The sequence below is a fragment of the Listeria farberi genome, assembly GCF_014229295.1.
Taxonomy (GTDB): Bacteria; Bacillota; Bacilli; order Lactobacillales; family Listeriaceae; genus Listeria; species Listeria farberi.
This window is the reverse complement of the sequence record NZ_JAARZL010000001.1, coordinates 78,761-97,550: the sequence shown is the minus strand read 5'-3', so window position 1 is coordinate 97,550 and position 18,790 is coordinate 78,761. Positions and strand designations below refer to the sequence as shown.

Annotated in this window: 14 protein-coding genes; 6 read left to right on the top strand and 8 right to left on the bottom strand. The window is 36.7% G+C overall.

Annotated features, from left to right (window positions below):
* Positions 1-6: 6 nt before the first annotated feature.
* Genes HCB38_RS00440 through HCB38_RS00425 form a run of 4 tightly spaced genes read right to left on the bottom strand, consistent with a single transcriptional unit; the run spans position 7 to position 7,967 of the window.
* Positions 7-966, bottom strand: coding sequence for a restriction endonuclease (locus HCB38_RS00440; protein ID WP_185637186.1), 960 nt, complete (start codon positions 964-966; stop codon positions 7-9).
* Between the two features lie 44 nt (positions 967-1,010).
* Complete coding sequence (locus HCB38_RS00435; RefSeq protein WP_185637184.1) at positions 1,011-4,118, bottom strand: type I restriction endonuclease subunit R; 3,108 nt, start codon at positions 4,116-4,118, stop codon at positions 1,011-1,013.
* Positions 4,119-4,133: 15 nt separating this feature from the next.
* Complete coding sequence (locus HCB38_RS00430; RefSeq protein WP_185637182.1) at positions 4,134-5,390, bottom strand: restriction endonuclease subunit S; 1,257 nt, start codon at positions 5,388-5,390, stop codon at positions 4,134-4,136.
* Positions 5,391-7,967, bottom strand: a complete 2,577-nt coding sequence (locus tag HCB38_RS00425) for a type I restriction-modification system subunit M (RefSeq protein ID WP_185637180.1) — start codon at positions 7,965-7,967, stop codon at positions 5,391-5,393.
* A gap of 220 nt (positions 7,968-8,187) precedes the next feature.
* On the opposite strand from HCB38_RS00425, the gene HCB38_RS00420 reads away from it, so the two are divergent.
* The 5 genes from HCB38_RS00420 (at position 8,188) to HCB38_RS00400 (ending at position 13,508) form a co-directional block, all read left to right on the top strand.
* Complete coding sequence (locus HCB38_RS00420; RefSeq protein ID WP_077396822.1) at positions 8,188-8,529, top strand: PTS sugar transporter subunit IIA; 342 nt, start codon at positions 8,188-8,190, stop codon at positions 8,527-8,529.
* The gene (locus HCB38_RS00415) at positions 8,522-9,913 is read left to right on the top strand and encodes a glycoside hydrolase family 1 protein (RefSeq protein WP_185637178.1); all 1,392 of its coding nucleotides are present in this window, start codon (positions 8,522-8,524) and stop codon (positions 9,911-9,913) included. Before HCB38_RS00420 ends, HCB38_RS00415 begins: the two co-directional genes overlap by 8 nt.
* A gap of 16 nt (positions 9,914-9,929) precedes the next feature.
* Complete coding sequence (locus HCB38_RS00410) at positions 9,930-10,220, top strand: PTS sugar transporter subunit IIB (RefSeq protein ID WP_185620373.1); 291 nt, start codon at positions 9,930-9,932, stop codon at positions 10,218-10,220.
* A 4-nt stretch (positions 10,221-10,224) separates the two neighbouring features.
* Positions 10,225-11,538 carry a PTS sugar transporter subunit IIC gene (locus HCB38_RS00405; RefSeq protein WP_185637176.1) on the top strand — a complete coding sequence of 438 codons (1,314 nt, stop codon included), beginning with the start codon at positions 10,225-10,227 and terminating at the stop codon, positions 11,536-11,538.
* Between the two features lie 98 nt (positions 11,539-11,636).
* Positions 11,637-13,508: a BglG family transcription antiterminator gene (locus tag HCB38_RS00400; RefSeq protein WP_185637174.1), complete on the top strand. Its 1,872-nt coding sequence runs from the start codon at positions 11,637-11,639 to the stop codon at positions 13,506-13,508.
* Positions 13,509-13,513: 5 nt separating this feature from the next.
* Here HCB38_RS00400 and HCB38_RS00395 read toward each other — a convergent pair whose 3' ends face one another.
* Positions 13,514-14,152 (bottom strand): DUF998 domain-containing protein, encoded by a 639-nt coding sequence (locus tag HCB38_RS00395; RefSeq protein ID WP_185637172.1) that lies wholly within the window; start codon positions 14,150-14,152, stop codon positions 13,514-13,516.
* A gap of 201 nt (positions 14,153-14,353) precedes the next feature.
* Positions 14,354-15,091, bottom strand: coding sequence for an NADPH-dependent oxidoreductase (locus HCB38_RS00390; RefSeq protein ID WP_185637985.1), 738 nt, complete (start codon positions 15,089-15,091; stop codon positions 14,354-14,356).
* 118 nt (positions 15,092-15,209) lie between these two features.
* Here HCB38_RS00390 and HCB38_RS00385 point away from each other — a divergent pair, with 118 nt between their 5' ends.
* Complete coding sequence (locus tag HCB38_RS00385; protein ID WP_185317853.1) at positions 15,210-16,073, top strand: LysR family transcriptional regulator; 864 nt, start codon at positions 15,210-15,212, stop codon at positions 16,071-16,073.
* A gap of 31 nt (positions 16,074-16,104) precedes the next feature.
* Here the strand turns inward: HCB38_RS00385 and rlmH are convergent, their stop codons facing one another.
* Positions 16,105-16,584 carry a 23S rRNA (pseudouridine(1915)-N(3))-methyltransferase RlmH gene (rlmH, locus tag HCB38_RS00380; protein ID WP_185637170.1) on the bottom strand — a complete coding sequence of 160 codons (480 nt, stop codon included), beginning with the start codon at positions 16,582-16,584 and terminating at the stop codon, positions 16,105-16,107.
* A gap of 683 nt (positions 16,585-17,267) precedes the next feature.
* Positions 17,268-18,767 (bottom strand): serine protease HtrA, encoded by a 1,500-nt coding sequence (htrA, locus tag HCB38_RS00375; RefSeq protein WP_185608025.1) that lies wholly within the window; start codon positions 18,765-18,767, stop codon positions 17,268-17,270.
* Positions 18,768-18,790: the final 23 nt, after the last annotated feature.

The window sequence follows — 18,790 nt, the reverse complement described above, 5'->3', positions numbered from 1 at the left end:
TTCTTTTTATATATTATTCAACTCAAAATAATCATTATCAATCCGGAATATCGTATACTGATTTTCAGCTTCTACTCCGACTTTGTACTTCAGCATCAATTCTGTTAATTGAATCCCGTCAATTAACACAATCCCTTGATTAACAGCAAATTCTTTTGCTCCACTTGTATAACTAGAGGTCGTAATAAAAACTCCTCTATCAGCTCGCACACTTGCTAATGCACCATAAAATGATTGTATATCCGATTGATTTATTTTATTATCTTCTTTGTATCTTTTAGCTTGGAGATATACTGTACTCGTGCCAAGTGGGTCCTGATTAATAATACCATCAATCCCCCCGTCATTGGATCGACTAGTTACTTTGGCACTTCCACCTTCTCCGCTATATCCCATTCTGCTAAGTAAATCAACAACAAGTTGCTCGAAAAAATATGGATCACTATTTCGAATTTTATCTAATAATTCAATAGAAACTTCATTATTCATATTATCAATAATGCTGCCAACTTCTTTTTTAGGATTTTCTTTTTCAATATCTTCACTAACACTTGTCGAAATTCCTTTGCGCTGGTTTCGGATAGCTAATTCTTTGATGTAATTAATATAATCTGGCTCTTCTTCTAACATTTTTTTAGTGAGTTTATCTCCGTTTATTTTTAATAATTGTTTGCCAGATGTGGTTATTTGGTATATTCCTCTTTTGGGACGACATAATGCCCCTGCTTTATATAGTTCGCTTAACGCAAAACTAAAGCGATTAGCAAGGATAAAATCATTTGTTTCTGGATAAGTGACCAATTTAATATCTTCTGGCATATTTAAATGTTTATATACTCTATTTCTAATAGTATGAATTGTTGCCTCTTCATCATTTTTTATCACTTCCAAAATATATGGAATGATGGAATCAAATGTAGGTAGCCCGTTCGCTGATTGTTTTAATTTTGTCCAGTCTTTATTCATATGAGGTCCCGCTTTCTCTATTATTGTTGTAACTACAATTCAAATCAATTATACCTCTGCCTTGTCTCCGCAATCCATTCAGGCATTTTTTCCCGTAACTTCATCTTATGCTCTAATTGGTTTCCAGCAGCCTTATTTTCTGCAATTTCATATTCTACGCTGCCTATTACATCCTCAAAATAAGGGATAACATCTGGTTGCATTTCAGAATAAGCACTAACAGATTTAGCTAATATATCATCTTGATCTACAATTCCCCATTCTTTAGCAAAAGCTTGGATAACCACCTGCTCTTGTTCTTTTTTCCAAGCTTCGAAAGCATCATCAAAAGTGATATTACTAGTTATTTTACCTGGCACTAGCTCTTGTTCGACAAAATCTTTTAATAGCATTGCCTGAATGTGTTCCCCTCTATTACTCAGCTCCTGAATATCTTCATAAATAAGGCGTAATGTTTCTTTATCAGCAAACTGCATTGCTCCACTTGAATCAACTTTCGAATCGATTAAACTTAAAATATGCGCTGCGTCAATCCTTTGGTTACGAGATAATTTCGTTTTTCCAGGAAGCGGAGTACTAATAGATTCTTCATATACGATTTGCTCTTTATTCAGTAAGTTATTATAAGCACCAACATAGAGTAACCATGTGTGTTCATCCATACCAAATGTCTCTTCATTCCAAGCATACTCATAATATTGCTCTACAGTTCTCCACTGAACTGCGGCATCCTTAAACGCTTTGATAAACTCTATTCGCTCCAAGTCATCATTCTCAAGGCTTGCCCACGCAGTTGGATTTGGTAATGTGAGAACCATTTCATCGATTTTTATCCTCAACTTTTTAACAGCCGTATCATATAAATCCACAATGGCTAAACTACTTTTCCCGCCACTTCCGTATAATTTCAAAGCATTATTTACATCGTCCTCTGTCATTCTAGGGTATTGGAAATTGACAATACTTCCAAACTCTTTTCTTTTATCAAGTACTCTATTGGTACGTGAATAAGCTTGAATTAAACCTTGAAGTTTTAAATAACGGTCTACATACAATGTATTAAGATATTTAGAATCATAACCAGTTAACAACTGATCTGCGACAATGATTAAATCAATATTTTTCTCGTTTCGTCCACTACCGCCGCGAGTTGCTCGTTCTACAATATCTTCAAAATAAGCCGTTTCCCCATGTTTTTTATCACCTGCTACAAACTCAATAGCTGTAAAAGCAGCATAATCGCTAAACATTCCCTTGATAATTTCTGGAGCTACATTCTCAGGATCATTTTCATTACCAAAACTGAAGGTCATCGCTATATTTAATTTTTGCCCGCTTGATTGTAGTTGCTTTTTGAGTTCATTATAATAGTCAATCACTCGTTTTTTATATGCAACTGTGAGTATTGCATTAAATGTCTTCTCTTGTGATTGCATATCCCAATTAGCAAGTATTTCTTCAACAACCCTGGGGATATGCGTATCATCGTTATAAACTAGCAGACCTTTATTTGCTGCTATTCTTTCTACTTCTAATTCCGAATATCTATATACTAATTTAGTAGTTTCTTTGACACCTAATTCTGGTTTTTCTAAGAGTAATCGCTTAATAAGTTTATCTCGTAAAGCATCGTAATTTTCAAACTCACCCGTATTAATATAATCGACGTTGAATCCTAATACATTTCCATCAGCAATCGCTTCATCAATCGTATATTTATGTAATTCTCTTCCAAATAATTTTTCCGTCGTGTTAATTACTTCACTTTTATGATTAACTTTCCCTCTAACTTCATTTTCGTCAAAAAGTGGTGTCCCTGTAAAGCCATAGAATAAGCCTTTTTTCTTAAAGTGTTTTTTTATATCCCCCATCATCTGTCCCATGGTTGTCCGGTGAGCTTCATCGATAATAAATACGATTTTCTTATCAGCTAAACTAGAATCATGTGTCTCTTCTAATTCCTTTATTAAGCTATTTAACTTAAACGTTGTAGTCACGATAATACCAGCTTTAGAGGACTTAAGTTCTTTTTTCAAATGATAGGTGTGTTTCGTATCATCTACTGAAACAGACTCAAAAGCTGCATAAGCTTTAAAATTAGCGCTTGTCCTACTATCTAGCTCGCGTCTATCAACTAAAAAGACTACTTTATCAAAACCAGCGCGAGTGGACAGAAATAGCGCTGTTTTAAAACTAGTAATCGTTTTTCCAGAACCCGTGGTATGCCAAACAAACCCGCCATGTGGGATTTTATCTTCTTGATCCCAGCCAAATGCCGCGCCCTCAACTGCTTGAAGCGCATACACTTGGTACGGCCGCATAAGCATGTGTCGTTTATTTTCTTCTTCTTTTGCTTCATCAATAATCAAATAATCCCCGACCATTTGGTGCGCCATAGGAATCATAAGAAAATTAGCAACAATTTGCTTCCAGTTATTCATCGGTTTATTATTTTTATCTGACCAATGAAAAACAAAACTCTGATTAAAATCTTTTATTGATTTTGGAGTAGCAAAATAGCGCGTTTCAATCTCCGTTGTCATTACCATCATCTGAGAAAACGCCATAAAATTATTTGTATATTCTCCGTTACGATAATAACGTTTAAATTGTTCAAAAGCTTCATCTAAGGGTTTATCGGCACGTTTCTGTTCTACATTAATTAAAGGCAAACCATTAATGAGTAAAACAATATCAAATCTACTTGTCTTGCCTTTTTCATCTGTCATTGGCGCTTCCACTTCACGCGCAATTTTATAACTAGATTCTCCACCACGAACCTCTGCTTTTTTGAAGATAGTTAGGGTTATTTGTTTACTTGTAACTTTCGGATTATCATCTCGATAAATTCCATCAATTTTCCCTTTACCATCTTCAATCGCTAAGAGTTTTGCCGCCTCGTAACTATTATTTATCTTCCTTACTTTTGTCATTACTTGGCTAAATTCACCGTCTGTTAGAGAAACTCCTTCTAGCTGATCTGCGTTAAGTCGGTTGAGTTCTTCTCGCCAGTGGTTAATTAAATCATTCACGGTTACTTTTTGTTTGTTTCCATCTAAAAAATCTGGTGCATCCCATTGATAATTTTGGAGTTCTTTCACAAAATTATCTTGAAAAGCTTTTTCGGACGCTTTTTTTATTGTATTCCCCATGATTCATCCCCCGTTCTAAATGAACATTTCGTTTAAGTATGCTTTTTTGATGTTTTGTAGTTTTTGTAGTTTGCGTTGGTGAAGAGTGATGGTTTTGTCGAGTTGTTTGAAGAAGGAACTGATTTTTTTTTGCTCTTCCATTTTTGTTGGAAAATAAAATTCAAAAGCTCCAACTTCTTTTGATGAAATATTAGGCTGTGCTCCTGCTATTAATACAGTTCCTAACTGATGATAGAAACTATTAGATTCAACAATAACTTTAACAAAAAAATAATCTACTATATTTAGATTCACAAAGTATCCAACTCGCTGATTCTGGTATATCTTTTTATAAAGATTGCTATTAACAATTGCAGTTTTACCAGTAGTTGCCCCTGACATAGCTAATATTATTGCTCCCTTAGGTAAAACATACTTACTATCTTTATCTTGCTCTTTACTAAAAATATAATCCCCACCTATACTTCCATTTGATAAGATATTAGAAATTCTAATAATCGGAATTCCACTAGATTGATAATCCTCGCTTTGAAAAGCATATCCACCTCTAAGCGGCGCTACATCGTCCAACTCCAGTTTCTCCCACCCATCAGTAAATCCTGCAAATCGGCGTTTTGGTTTGGTTTCTCCTTCTGCTGGAAACATTTCTGAGAGATAGGCAGTTTTTAATGCTTTTATTTTTTCTAGCTTACGTTGATGAAGAGCGATAGTGTTGTCTAGTTGCTTGAGGAAAATACCTATTTTCTGTTGTTCTTCTACAGTTGGAGAATGGAATTGAAATTTTTTCATGTCTGATTGAAATAAATGTGGAATACTAGATCCGGATACTTTAATATACACCAACTTTTTAAATATATCACTTGTCATAATTTGATAAAAAAATTCAGAATCAATGGTATTATCTGTTCTTACTAACATCATAGTAGAATTTATTGTTGCCATTTCCCTCAAATTTGTAATTAGAGCAGGATTTCCTAAAGAGCCATCTTTTGAGAATATTACATCTCCATTTTCCAACTTAATCTCAGGAGATTCTTCATACCTCCATATTGGAATATGGTCAACTTTTCTCCAATCAATTTCTCCTTTTTTTATATGCTTACCAGCAATCATACTAGGTCCATCTTGTCTATATTCTTCTTGTTTTAAACTTTTCCAACCTAAGCGTCCTTTTATAACTGCATTATCTCCCAACTTACGCTGTTCCCAATCATCAGTATTATTAAATTCCTCAAATCTTCTTTTGGGAACTTTCTTGTTAATATGTGACATCTACCTCACCACCAGTTCACTCATCAATTTTTCTAATTCTTTATCTAGCTTTTTACTATCTTCATCAATATCATCCAGTGTTTCTGCATAGCGTTCATGCAATTGCCTTAGAACATCTAGTTCCTTCCTAAGTGGTAATTCAATAAGCTTCACTAAATCATCCACCGTTGTGCCAAACCATTTCTCGAATACTAACCCATCAATTTCTTCATCGGTTAAAACAAGAATCCGCTCATATACAGCTTCTTTGAGTTCATTCTCTTTAGCTTTAATTTCTTTACCTAGCGAAGACTTTTCAGTTATTAAGCCATCTGCTTTTTTCAACAACTCATAAGAAGAGCTTTCTTTTGTTACTCTCTTCCGTTCTGCTTTCACTGTCTTACTTTCAAATGAATCTTGGGGTTCACCTTCTGCATTTTTCTTTAATGATTCAAATAGCGCGATATTCTCTTCACTATCTTCCATTTTAGCTGCTTCTACTAGTTCACTAAGTTCTGCTTCGACAGCAGTCAGACGAGCTTTTTTATCCTCAATAATTTGAAGTTCTTCACTATACAGACGTTTTGCAATTAATTCATTAGGAACGATTGCTCCAACCCAGCCATCTTGTTCTTCGCGCTTCTTATTTCCGGTACCTTTAGTCACCATATTTGGTTCACGTGTCCGACCAATTGTATAGAAACCATCACCTGCTATTAGCTCAGCATCATGTATTAAACTATTTTTCCAGACTTCCGCAATAACTTGATAGCCATCATACACATCTATTCCGTCGAAAGAGGAAAGTAATTCTTTAATATTAACGAGCATTTCTTCCATCAATGGATTTACATCTACAATATTATTAATTTCATGTAATTTCTTCCAATATAGTTCAATAAAAGCTTCCGATTTTTCTCGGATAATATCTGATTTAGTAGTAATATTTTTATCAGTTAGTACTTCATTTGTTAGTTCATCCATAGGTTTTTCCAATTGAACATATCCGTCACGAATCGGCTTAAACACATTATCCAACACATTTTTTACCGTTGTCTGTAATATTTTTAGTTCGTCGATGTTTGCTTGCGGAATGCCGCCATATAGATGAGCATCTACATCATGAGGAATTTCTTCATCAATCGACTCCACATATCTTGGAATATTCATATTATAATCGTTTTCCGCAATTTCTTCTCTACTAGCCAAATGACTATACCCAGCCTTTTCAGCTCGTTCCACATAAGTATCTACAATTCTCGCAATATCTTTTTCTTGTAGTTCATTTTGTTTGCCTACTTTAATAAAATTCCGTGAAGCATCAATAACAAGAACAGGATCACTAATTGCCCGATTCTTTTTCAAAATCAAAACACATACCGGAATTCCTGTATTTGTAAATAAATTCCCGGGTAGCCCAATAATTGTATCAATATAGTTTTTGTTCAATAGTCGTTTGCGAATTTCGCCTTCAGTTCCGCCGCGGAATAACACCCCATGAGGCAACACAATTGCCATCGTTCCAGTTTGACCTAAATGATATAAACCATGCAAAAGAAAAGCAAAGTCTCCCTTTGAATCTGGTGGTAATACACCTGCTATTTCAAAACGAGGATCACTTACTTTTAAATTAGATTTATTCCAGTTTGCTAGTGAATAGGGCGGATTCATTACAACTGCATCAAATAACACTCCCTCAGCCGGACGACTTGGATCTTCAGGCCAGTCTTCTGATAACGTGTCACCATTTTTAACGCTCATTTTCTCAGGGCGTACATCATGAAGTAATAGATTCATTCGCGTTAAGTTATATGTAGCAGTGTTTTTTTCTTGTCCATAATAGTTTAAATCTCTTTGGACATCTTCTTTTAAATGTTTTTTCACCGTTAGTAATAATGAGCCAGAGCCAACTGTTGGATCATAAATGGAAGTAATATTAGAAGTTTTAGCCGCAATTTGTGCCATAACTTCACTTACCTGTCTAGGCGTATAGAATTCCCCAGCTTTTTTTCCAGATTCCATAGCAAATTGACCAATCAAATACTCATAAGCATCCCCGAGAACATCACTTTTTTGCAAAGCAACCATGTTTAAATCTTGGAACAACTCAATTAAAGCTTTGATATTTTTACTACGTTCATTTAAGTTGCTACCTAATGCAGTATCTGTTAAGTCAATGGTAGAACTTGAAAATAAACCTTGGAAATCATCAGAATCGCCTGATACAGCAATTGTTCGCTCAAAATTATTCAAGCTATCAATTACTTTTTGGACCTCAAATTCACCGATAGCAATATCTTTTAACCATGTTTGATATAGATGTTCTGGTAGCACAAAATAGCCTAAAACACTTTGAATCATTTTATCTAAATTTTCGCCATGATACGCTCTATCTTTGGCATATTCTTCTACTAGTTCCGCTTCAGATAACTGTCCTTTATCCGCCATTGATTTATATTTTTCTAATGTCTTATCACTTAGAAATTTGTAAAACATTAGTCCTAGCATGTAATCTTTATAACGACTCGCATCCATGGAACCACGGAGTTCATTTGCTCCGTCCCACAGTCTACGTTTAATTTCTTCTGATGTAATCATTATTTATCCCCCACTACATTAATATCTAGTTTATATAAAATATTTTTCTAATTTTTATTTTCAATTTGCATAATTATATTTTACCATCTTTATACCTATAAGAGCCACTTTATTTATATTATCCGCCTAAACCAATTTCCACTTCCAAAGTGGAAAATAATAATTTCACCTCCCTTCCATTTCCAGCTATAGTAAAGACAAATCAAAAGGAGGTCTTTACGTGACAGATAGCAACGAACTAACAACAGAACTGGATTCCATGGCGATCATCTTACACGCCGGGAATGCGAAAAGTTGTGCTTTTGAGGCACTGAAAGAAGTAAAACAGCAAAACATCGACGCTTTCACGCAGAAAATTACTGAAGCGAAAGATGAGATTAAACTGGCGCACCGAGCGCACGCGGAACTTTTACGAAAACTATCTTCCGAGAACCGAATGAGAGAGGTGGATTTACTGCTTGTTCATGCGGAGGGTCACTTGTCTTCTACGGATATTGCTGTGGAAATGATTCGGGAACTGGGAGAAATTTATCAATGGAAATGGAGTTTATCTAATGAATAATAACTTTTTATGGGGAGGTGCAACGGCCTCTTATCAATGTGAAGGTGCTTGGAATGTGGATGGCAAGGCAGAATCGATGTGGGACTACTACTTGCACGAAGCGGGTCTTGAGAATGGCGATGTGGCGAGCGATCACTACCACCGCTACGAGGAAGACATTCGGATGATGAAAGAAGGCGGACAAAATTCCTATCGTTTTTCTTTATCTTGGCCGCGAATGATTAAAAATAGGCAAGGTGACATCAACTTAAAAGGGATCGAATTTTACCAAAACTTGCTAGATACGTGTAAAAAATATGACATTGAGCCGTTTGTGACACTTTATCATTGGGATTTGCCGCAATATTGGGAAGAAACTGGTGGCTGGTTGGACCACGATGTTTGCGCCGCATTCGAGCATTATGCCAAAGTTTGTTATGACCACTTTGGAGATAAAATCACGAATTGGACTACGTTTAACGAGCCAAAATGGTTTGTTGCTAACGGATATAAAATCGGCAACTACCCACCCGGTTATCAAGATACGCAAAAAACAATGATTGCGGCTTATAATGTGATGTACGCGAGTGCTTTAGGAGTAAAAGCTTTTAAAGAAGGCAGCTATCCTGGGCAAATCGGCATTGTTCACAGCTACACGCCGGTGAACGGTGTCGATGAAAGTATCGAAACGAAAATTGCAATGCGCTACGCTGATAACTATTGCAACAACTGGATTCTCGACACAGCCGCATTTGGCGAATTCCCGGTCGATCTCATTGCCGAGCTAGCAAAATCGCACGATATCAGCTTTATGAAAACAGACGAACTACAAACTATTAAACAAAATACCGTTGACTTCATCGGCTTAAATTACTATTCTCGCACGCTCGTTAAACCATACACTGGCGGCGAAACCCAGCTACAATTTAACCACAGCGGTAAAAAAGGCGAAAGTAAAGTTCTTATCAAAAACTGGTTCGAACAAGTGAAAGATCCCGCCAACGAAACAACCGAATGGGACACAGAAATTTATCCAAAAGGCTTACAAGATGGCTTAATTGAGGCATACGAACGCTATCAATTACCACTTTATGTGACAGAAAACGGCATTGGTGTTCGCGAAGACGTTTCTGTGCCACAAGTAGATGATGCCTACCGTATCGCCTTTATGAACGACCATATTAACGCCATTTTCAACGCAATTGATGCTGGTTGTGACGTTCGTGGCTACTACGCTTGGTCCCCGTTCGACCTTTACTCTTGGAAAAATGGTGTCGAAAAGCGTTACGGACTTGTGGCAATTGATTTCGAAAACAACCAAATCAGAAAACCAAAAGCTTCCTACTACTGGTTCAAAGAAATGATTGAAAGTCAGGGAAAACTCATCAAACGAAGAGAATTTTAAAAAAAGGAGCAGAAAAATGAAAAATATCATGTTAGTTTGCAATGCTGGTATGTCCACAGGAATGCTTGCGAAAAAAATCGAAGCCGCTTCTGGCAATACATTAAACGTCACTGCTTGTAGTGAATCCGAGTATACCGATTATTTGGAGGGTGTCGACCTCGTTCTTATCGGTCCTCAAATCCGTTTTCTTATGCCACAAATAAAACAGGCCGTCAGCGTCCCAGTCCATGCCATTTCACCAGTAAAATACGGCATCATGGATGGCAAAGGGGTTTACGAAGACATCCAGAAATTAATAGGAGGATAAAAACATGCGATTTAATACCATTAGCGAAAAAATGGATCAATATATTTCCCCGCTGGCTAACAAACTTAGCCAGCAACGCCATTTGAAAGCAACCAGAGATGCCTTTATGTCCATGCTGCCAATTACATTGTTTGGTTCCATTCCGATTATTTTGAAAGCGGCTCCAGTAACAGATGATACGAAAAATGGGTTCCTGCTTGCTTGGGCTAACTTTGCTGAAAAATATGATTTAATCTTAAACTGGATTAGCGGAATCACACTTGGCGCCATGTCATTATATATTTGCGTCGGTATCACGTATTATTTATGCAAACACTATCATGAAGATTTCTTACGCCCACTTATGTTTTCTATCGCTGGTTTCTTTATGCTCGTACTTAATCCAATCAAAATGGGTTGGGACGGAAAAGAAGTCGACATTAGTTTCCTTGATGGACGAGGAATATTACTTTCGATTTTCGTCGCCATCATTACCGTAGAAGGTTATCACTGGATGCGCAAGAAAAATGTCGGTCGAATAACCATGCCCGATAGCGTCCCAGCTTCACTATCGGAGACATTCGCAGCCTTAGTTCCTGGTATTATTTTAATGACCTTTTTCTCGATTATCTTTATCATTTTCAACCTACTAGACACAACTGCCATCCAATTCTTATATGAAAAAATGGCGCCGAGCTTCAAAGCAGCCGATAGCTTACCATTCACGATTCTAAGTATTTTCCTAGTTCACTTATTCTGGTTCTTCGGTGTGCACGATGCCGCACTTGCCGGAATTCTAGGCCCAATTCGTGACGGAAACCTTTCTATCAACGCCGCTGAAAAAATGGCTGGACAAGATTTGACGAATATTTTCACGACACCATTCTGGACATATTTCGTTATCATCGGTGGTTCTGGTTCCGTTCTCGCACTTGCCTTTTTAATGATGCGATCCAAGTCCAAACAACTAAGCACCGTCGGGAAAGTCGGCTTCTTACCTTCCATATTCGGAATTTCTGAGCCGCTAATTTTCGGAACACCACTAATGCTAAATCCGATTTTCTTCTTCCCGTTCATTTTCACATCCGTATTCAACGGGGGCATCACGTATCTTTGTATGTATTTCGGGATTGTTGGAAAAACGTTCGCCGTCTTCTCTTGGCAAATGCCCGCACCAATTGGAGCATTTCTATCCACCATGGACTGGCGAGCCATCGTTCTCGTATTCATCCTGATTTTCTTAAACGGCCTAATGTACTACCCATTCCTAAAAGTGTATGAGAAAAATCTTGTCGCTTTAGAAAAAGAAGCCGAAGAAGAAAACATCGCTGCTAATTAATAGCCACTTAAATAGAGATTGGGACAAAAAATCTCGTCTCTTTCTCTATTTGGTGTTGTATAATAACAATAGGTTATGGGAGAATTAGGGGGGATATAATGACTATTTCAGAAAGGCAACGTTCATTGTTAGAAAAGCTTAACGACAGCCAAAAGACAGTAACAGCAAAAGCACTTTCAGAAATGTTAGGCGTTTCTTCCAAAACTGTGCGAAATGACATTATGCAAATTAACCAGTCATTTAGTTCCACAATCATTGCATCAAAAGCTGGGAAAGGCTATTTTTTAACACCAAATAATGAAATTGCCCAAATTACTTTCACAAAAAATAATGAAAATCTGCATTTCGAACTATTACGCCACATTATCGAGCATGAAAAAACGAATTTCTTTGATTTAGCAGACCAATTTTTCATTAGTGAATCTACGCTTACACGAATTATTAAAGAACTCAACACCGTTATCGCTGAAAAAGATACGTCGCTTTGTATTATTCGAAAAAACAACGAACTACTAACCGAGGGCGGCGAAGAAGAAAAACGACGCATCTTCAACCTGTTCCTCAATCAAGAAATCGAAAACCATCAATTAAGCTTAGACAAATACGCCGATTACTTTGATTACTGCAATTTAAAACAACTTTCCGAGCTCATTATTGCCTACCACAAAAAGAACGAATTTTTCATGAATGATTTCTCGACGATTTCGTTCATTTTGCATATCGCCGTTTTAATTGAACGAATTAGTATGGGCAGCTATATAGAGCGAACTGCTTTACTCGAGCAAGATAAAAATAGTCTTGAAATGGCAGAGCACCTAGCCGAAACATTAGAAAATGAATTGCAAATCAATATTCCAACGCAAGAATTAAGCTATATCGCACGGCTTTATTCTGGCAAATTAGTAACAACTTCCACCATTGACGCGCAAGTTTTTGGCAGTGTTGTCACTCGGCTCCTTGAAGCAGTGGACCAGAATTTCCATATCGATTTTTCCGCAGATGAAAAAATAGCCACCTATTTAGTGGCCCATATCTCAGCCCTATACAAAAGAGCCAATCATAAGCAATATTTAACCAACCCGCTCACCGAAGAACTAAAAAACAAGTTTCCATTTATTTATAATGTCAGCGTCTACGCCTCAGCCTTTATTCAAAAAGAGTTAGCAATTACTTTTCCAGATGACGAAATTGCCTATATCGCGCTACATTTTTTATCTGCTTCGGAAACGATTAATCACGGTAAAAAAAGAAAAATCCTCTTGGTTTCACCGTACGGCGCGGGTAGCCAACGTTTCATTCATAACCAACTTAAAAAAATTACTGATTTTTCGATTGACTTACTCGTATCTCAATCTATTTTCGATATAAAGCAGTTCACCTTAGACAAAGAAATCCATTTAATTATCACCGCCGAACCATTAAACTTAACAACCGATATCCCGGTTTATCATTACGATTTACTTTTAACAGAAACAGATTTGCAGAAAATCAAGCACATTTTAGAAACTAAGCCCAAAGCCGATTCGATTTCCAGAAAATTTTTCAAAAAAGAGCTTTTCTTTCCAAAACAAAACTTCAAATCAAAAGAAGAAGTAATTACGTTTCTTTGCGAACAGTTAACTGCATTCGACTACTGCAACTCCGATTATGTAGCAAAAGTATTCGAGCGTGAACAATTATCTAGCACATGCTACGGAAACTACTACGCAATTCCGCACGCCATCCAGCGAAGCGCGAAGAAAAATGCCGTCGCCGTATGCTCACTTGATAAACCAATTGACTGGGGCGGAAATCGCGTCAAACTCGTCCTCTTACTCACCATGAAAGAAGAACGCGACAACTCTTTTGAAGAACTATTCGGCCAACTCGTAACCATCTTAAACGAACGCAGCTTTGTAAAAAAATTAGCCAAACAAGAAGATTTCCAGCAATTTATCGAACTTTGCGAACAAAAAACCCTAGATTCTTAACCAATCTAGGGTTTTCTAATCCGATCAATTCCAAAAACAACAATCGGTAAATAATTAAAAAAGAAACTAATCCGCTGACAAAAACCAATTTTATCTAAAACTGGCAAGTGATTGACAGCAGGAATCCGCGCAAGTCCATAAACACCGGCCGACAGCAGGCTTACAATGAGTAATACTAGATAGATATTGCTGCGGGTTTTATCACCAGTTTTTCTGTAAAGTATAACCAGAAACAACGGAAACATCAAAAATCCCGCATAACCAAGCCCCGAGCCAATATTATGAACCCAAGTCGAAAACGTCCAACTCGCCTGCTCCGTATCAATACTGAATAACCCAGTAAAAATACAATCGCCAATCCCATATAACCCAATCGCAGAAGCAAGCAAAATCGCCAAAGTCCTCGACGTTTTAACAACGCTCTGATAAATCGCCGGTAACGAAAGCACAAACAGCACCCCAGACACCACCGACCAAACCAAAAACGCCCCCCGAACCGGACTAGCCACATCCCCAAACACACTCATAACCCGCGTCATTTGGTTTAATTCCGGATAAAATATTCCAAGTATGTATGGCGTTAGAAAATCACTCAAAACGCCGAGTAATAAAAGGTAAAAACCGTATTTTTTTAGAAATTTCATTTGGAGCCTCCTTTTATGAAATTTATTTAAGATATATTAACTCCCTATTAATTATACAAATCTATCCTCCTCTTATCTACTTTAATCTTTCTATATCTAATTAAGAGCCAAAAGCAAAATAAAAAGCCGGAAAAAATATTTTTCCAGCTTTTCATAAATTTAACACGATTAGCTTTTTATACGCCCAACAACGAAAACTAATTAATCCAATGTAAACCCTTGTTTTTTCAAAAAGCCCGCTATTTCTGGTCTTCGTATTTCTTCAAAAAACTCTACATTCTTGTCTCCCCATGAAGTTTGATGCTGATTTTTTTCACGTAAAGCATAATATTCTTTGGTCAATTCCTCATACGCATTTAAATCTGTAAATTGTTCATGTGGATACTGATTTTCTCCTACTTGATTTTCTAGTAATAGACGTGGTTTTACTTGATTTTTATATTCTGGTACCCCTACAGTTAAGCCAAAAACTGGTATCGTAAATGGCGGTAAGTTTAGCAATTCAGCTACTTTTTCTATGTCATTTCTTATTCCACCAATATAGCAGATTCCTAAATCAAGAGACTCAGCAGCAACCACCATATTTTGAGCTGCAATCGTTGCATCTATCACCGAGACAAGTAATGATTCCATATTTCTCAAACCATCTAAAGTTCGATTATTCTCCAGTAAAAGTTTTGATTGTCGGTATAAATCACCTATAAATACATAAAAAGTCCCCGTTTGGTTTACATAAGAAGCACTATTCGTAATTTCAGCTAGCTCCATTCTTAACTTTTCATCTGTAATTTCTAAAATAGAAAAAGATTGCACAAAATGCGAACTAGACGCACTTCTCGCAGCTGTTAATAAATGTTGTTTGGTATCATCTGATAATCTTTCATTTTTAAATTCTCTTACTGAAACATGTTTAACTAATTGCTGAATTGTCATATTCATCATTTAACCCCCCATTTGAATTTATACTGTAAATAAAGTATAATCTATCTGCACTATCATTTGAAATGCGTAAATCATATGCCGGTATCATTATTTTTGATACCAAAAGGAGAAAATTATGGATATTGAAAACATGAAAGCATTTAATAAAGTAGCTGAACTAAAAAGTATTTCTGCAGCAGCGAACGAACTGCATCATTTACAGTCTAATATGTCCAATAAAATAAAAAATATCGAAAAACAATTTCAAACAAAACTTTTCTTCCGGCACTCAAACGGTGTGGAACTAACTAAAGAGGGAGAAAAAATCTATCAACAATTCAAAAAAATGATTTTATTATGGGAGGAAACAATTGATATCATCAATGAAGAAGATGAAACTATCTCTATCGGTATTACGCAATCTTCTTTACCTATGGAATTTAATACGATTATTAAAGAGTTCTATCAACAGTTTCCAAATAAAACATTATCCATCGTTAGTGGAAGTACAAGTGAATTAATACCTAAAATAATTAATAGAGAACTAACCATCGCTTATGTTGCTGAACTTGAAAAAGAAAATTTATTTCAGGATAATCAAATCATCTCACAAACCCTCTCTTGGGATAAGCTAGTTTTCGCAGGCAACACAACTGGAAAATCAGTCCAAAAAATATTAGCGGAAGAACGATTATATGTCTTCAGCAAACAATGTTACTCTTACCGGGCTCTGTCATCTCTCATTAACAACTTTAATGTCTCAAATGTTTCCATATCAGAAATCAATATACCTGAAACGCTTGTTGAAATCTGCAATAATGAGCTTGGCATAGGGATAATCCCCGAAAGCATCGCACTAAACTATCATTTTAGGAACTATGAAACTTTACCTACAGAATATGCAGCACTACGAAAAACATTAATTTATCACGCAGACCATACAATTTCAACTGGTGAAAAATGGCTTATTGAAAAAAGCAAACCAGCTTTTAAAAGTTGAGTTGTTAAAGTGACTTATTTCATGCGGCTACTTACTTATGATAAGGCTCCCCCCGTACAATCCGAAATGCACGGTAAACCTGCTCCACTAGCACCAACCGCATCAACTGGTGTGGCAGCGTTAGCCTCCCAAACGAAATTTGCTCGTTACTCTGTCGCAATACCGCATCACTAAGTCCCAGCGATCCACCAATCACAAACGCCACCTTACTTTTACCATAAGTCGCCAGTTTATCTAAATCAGCTGCAAACTCCTCACTCGACTTCATTTTCCCATCAATCGCCAGCGCTATTACATGGACATCATCCGGAATCTTTGCTAAAATCCGAACGCCCTCTTTATCCTTCACTTGCTTCATTTCCGCATCACTCAATACTTCCGGTGCTTTTTCATCCGGAACTTCAACAATCGTCACTTTCGCATAGGCGCTCAGTCGTTTTAAATATTCAGCGATTCCTTGTACTAAATATTTTTCTTTTAATTTCCCCACCGTTACAATTTGAATATTCATTTACTCCACCCTCATCTTAATTAATACTTTTATCATACCTTAAATGGCACTTAATACACTAGCCAAAATAAAAAAAGAAATTATCATAACAACTTACTCCACAAGTTATCCCGCCCTTATACACAACTTATCCACAAAAACTATCCACATATCCACAAGTCACTTCTCTATTTTGTGTCCGAACGTATATTCCATACAATATATATGATTCCTCATTTTTACTATCCACAGCTTATCCACAAGCAAAACTTCTTTACTTTTTGTATCGTAAGCACATTTTATAAACCAGCTAATCAACTGTGCCGCAATCACTCTCAATGATTTCCCATATTTGTAAAATTGTTTTTGCTTTCACATTTTTGACTCATTATCCTTTCAATTGTGGATAAATGGCTTTCTATCCACATTTTTGCTTTTTGACCTATATTTTCACAAAAAATGTGTTTTTTTCAAAAATAAATCTGTGTTTATTGATTAAATTATCAAAATTGTTCTTTTCCACAAGATATTCACTGCTTACACACAGGTTATCCACAGGAGTTATCCACATATCCACAAACTAGTTCTATATTTAGTAGGAGAATTCTTGTTCTCTACCACATCTATATCCGAAAAAAATGGCTATCCACAAGTTTTCCACAGAAAAAAGCCACTCTCTTATTCAAGAGAATGGCCCTCCACTATCATGTAGTTGTTTTTGCTGCTTCTAATTTAATGTCAGTTGATTGTTCTTTACCATCACGGTAGTATTTCACTTTGACTTTATCGCCAATTTTCACATCATTACCATATAAAATTTTGCGAAGTGTCATTGAGTTAGTTACTTTTTCACCGTTTAGTTCAACAATGACATCATATTGTTTAAGTCCTGCTTTGTCTGCTGCTGAGCCAGAAACTACTTGTTGTACCATTGCGCCATAATCTACGCTATCTGGTAATTTCAAGATATTTTTTTGTTGTGTTTCAGGAATTGTATCTACATCACGTAAAGAAACACCTAGGGATGGGCGCTCTACTTCGCCTTTAGTTTCTAGTTGTTCAATGATTGGTTCTACAGTATTACTAGGAATTGCAAAGCTAATACCTTCTACATTTTCCATTGAAATTTTCATTGAGTTAATACCAATTACTTGGCCTTCAATATTTACTAGTGCTCCACCACTATTACCAGGATTAATTGCTGCATCTGTTTGGATAACATCTGCCTCCCAGTCTTCTGTTCCGTCGCCATTTGTATCAACTGGCACTGCACGGTTTAAACCGGAAATAATACCTTGTGTTACAGAACCAGAAAATTCAGTTCCAAGTGGACTACCAATCGCGATTGCGGGTTCTCCAAGTTTTAATGAATCAGAGTCGCCAAATGCAGCAACTGTGCTAACATTTTTATCATCAATTTCAAGGACAGCTAAATCATTCCATTCATCTGTTCCTAATAATTTAGCTTCTGATTTTTTACCATTTGTAAAGGTAACTTCTAATTTATTCGCATCAGCTACCACGTGATTATTCGTCACGATATAGGCTTTTCCATTTGCTTTTTTATAAATAACACCTGATCCTGAGGAAGCTTCTTGCTCAGAAGTTGTTGTACCGTCTAAAGATGAAGATGACTGGTAATTCAGTACACTAACTACAGCATCTTGTACTTTATCAACCGCTTTAGTTATATCAGAGGTAGTATTTACAGAAACTTTTTCTACTTTGGTTGCTTTATTATTTGAGTTAGAAGTTGTATCTGAGTTATCGCCGTTATCCCATGCAACGAAGAAAATAATAAGCCCGCCAATAATAACGCCAATAAGTGCTGTTAAAAAGTATCCCAAGAAGTGTTTGTTACGTTTCGGAGGCTGGCCGTTCCCGCTACTGCCGCCATTATTCACTCTGTTCGGTGGAACTACACCACCACCTGCCCCACTAGGACGCCTTGGTCCTGGAGCTGGTCTTGCTGACTCTGATTCTTTACTACTTGCTTCTTCAAAAAATGCATTGGTAGAACTTGCCTCAGCAGCCTCTTCTGTTGCCCCGGCAAACTTTTCTCCTTCTGGTGTCACGCCTTCAACTATAGGAGTTTCTTGGACTGGTTGCGAGCTATCTTTTGTATGTAAAGTCTCCTCGACCTCTCTTTTTGGCGTGCTCTCGTTCTCGCTGTTTTCATTTAAATTTTTTTCTTTCTCGTCCATGTCTTCCTTCCTCTCTGCAAATT

Coding starts and splice junctions, on each gene's coding strand:
- HCB38_RS00385 (WP_185317853.1), top strand. CDS start 15,210: ATGGATATTGAAAACATGAAAGCATTTAATAAAGTAGCTGAACTAAAA.
- htrA (WP_185608025.1), bottom strand. CDS start 18,767: ATGGACGAGAAAGAAAAAAATTTAAATGAAAACAGCGAGAACGAGAGC.
- HCB38_RS00400 (WP_185637174.1), top strand. CDS start 11,637: ATGACTATTTCAGAAAGGCAACGTTCATTGTTAGAAAAGCTTAACGAC.
- HCB38_RS00435 (WP_185637184.1), bottom strand. CDS start 4,118: ATGGGGAATACAATAAAAAAAGCGTCCGAAAAAGCTTTTCAAGATAAT.
- HCB38_RS00405 (WP_185637176.1), top strand. CDS start 10,225: ATGCGATTTAATACCATTAGCGAAAAAATGGATCAATATATTTCCCCG.
- HCB38_RS00425 (WP_185637180.1), bottom strand. CDS start 7,967: ATGATTACATCAGAAGAAATTAAACGTAGACTGTGGGACGGAGCAAAT.
- HCB38_RS00415 (WP_185637178.1), top strand. CDS start 8,522: ATGAATAATAACTTTTTATGGGGAGGTGCAACGGCCTCTTATCAATGT.
- HCB38_RS00390 (WP_185637985.1), bottom strand. CDS start 15,091: ATGAATATGACAATTCAGCAATTAGTTAAACATGTTTCAGTAAGAGAA.
- HCB38_RS00410 (WP_185620373.1), top strand. CDS start 9,930: ATGAAAAATATCATGTTAGTTTGCAATGCTGGTATGTCCACAGGAATG.
- HCB38_RS00440 (WP_185637186.1), bottom strand. CDS start 966: ATGAATAAAGACTGGACAAAATTAAAACAATCAGCGAACGGGCTACCT.
- rlmH (WP_185637170.1), bottom strand. CDS start 16,584: ATGAATATTCAAATTGTAACGGTGGGGAAATTAAAAGAAAAATATTTA.
- HCB38_RS00395 (WP_185637172.1), bottom strand. CDS start 14,152: ATGAAATTTCTAAAAAAATACGGTTTTTACCTTTTATTACTCGGCGTT.
- HCB38_RS00430 (WP_185637182.1), bottom strand. CDS start 5,390: ATGTCACATATTAACAAGAAAGTTCCCAAAAGAAGATTTGAGGAATTT.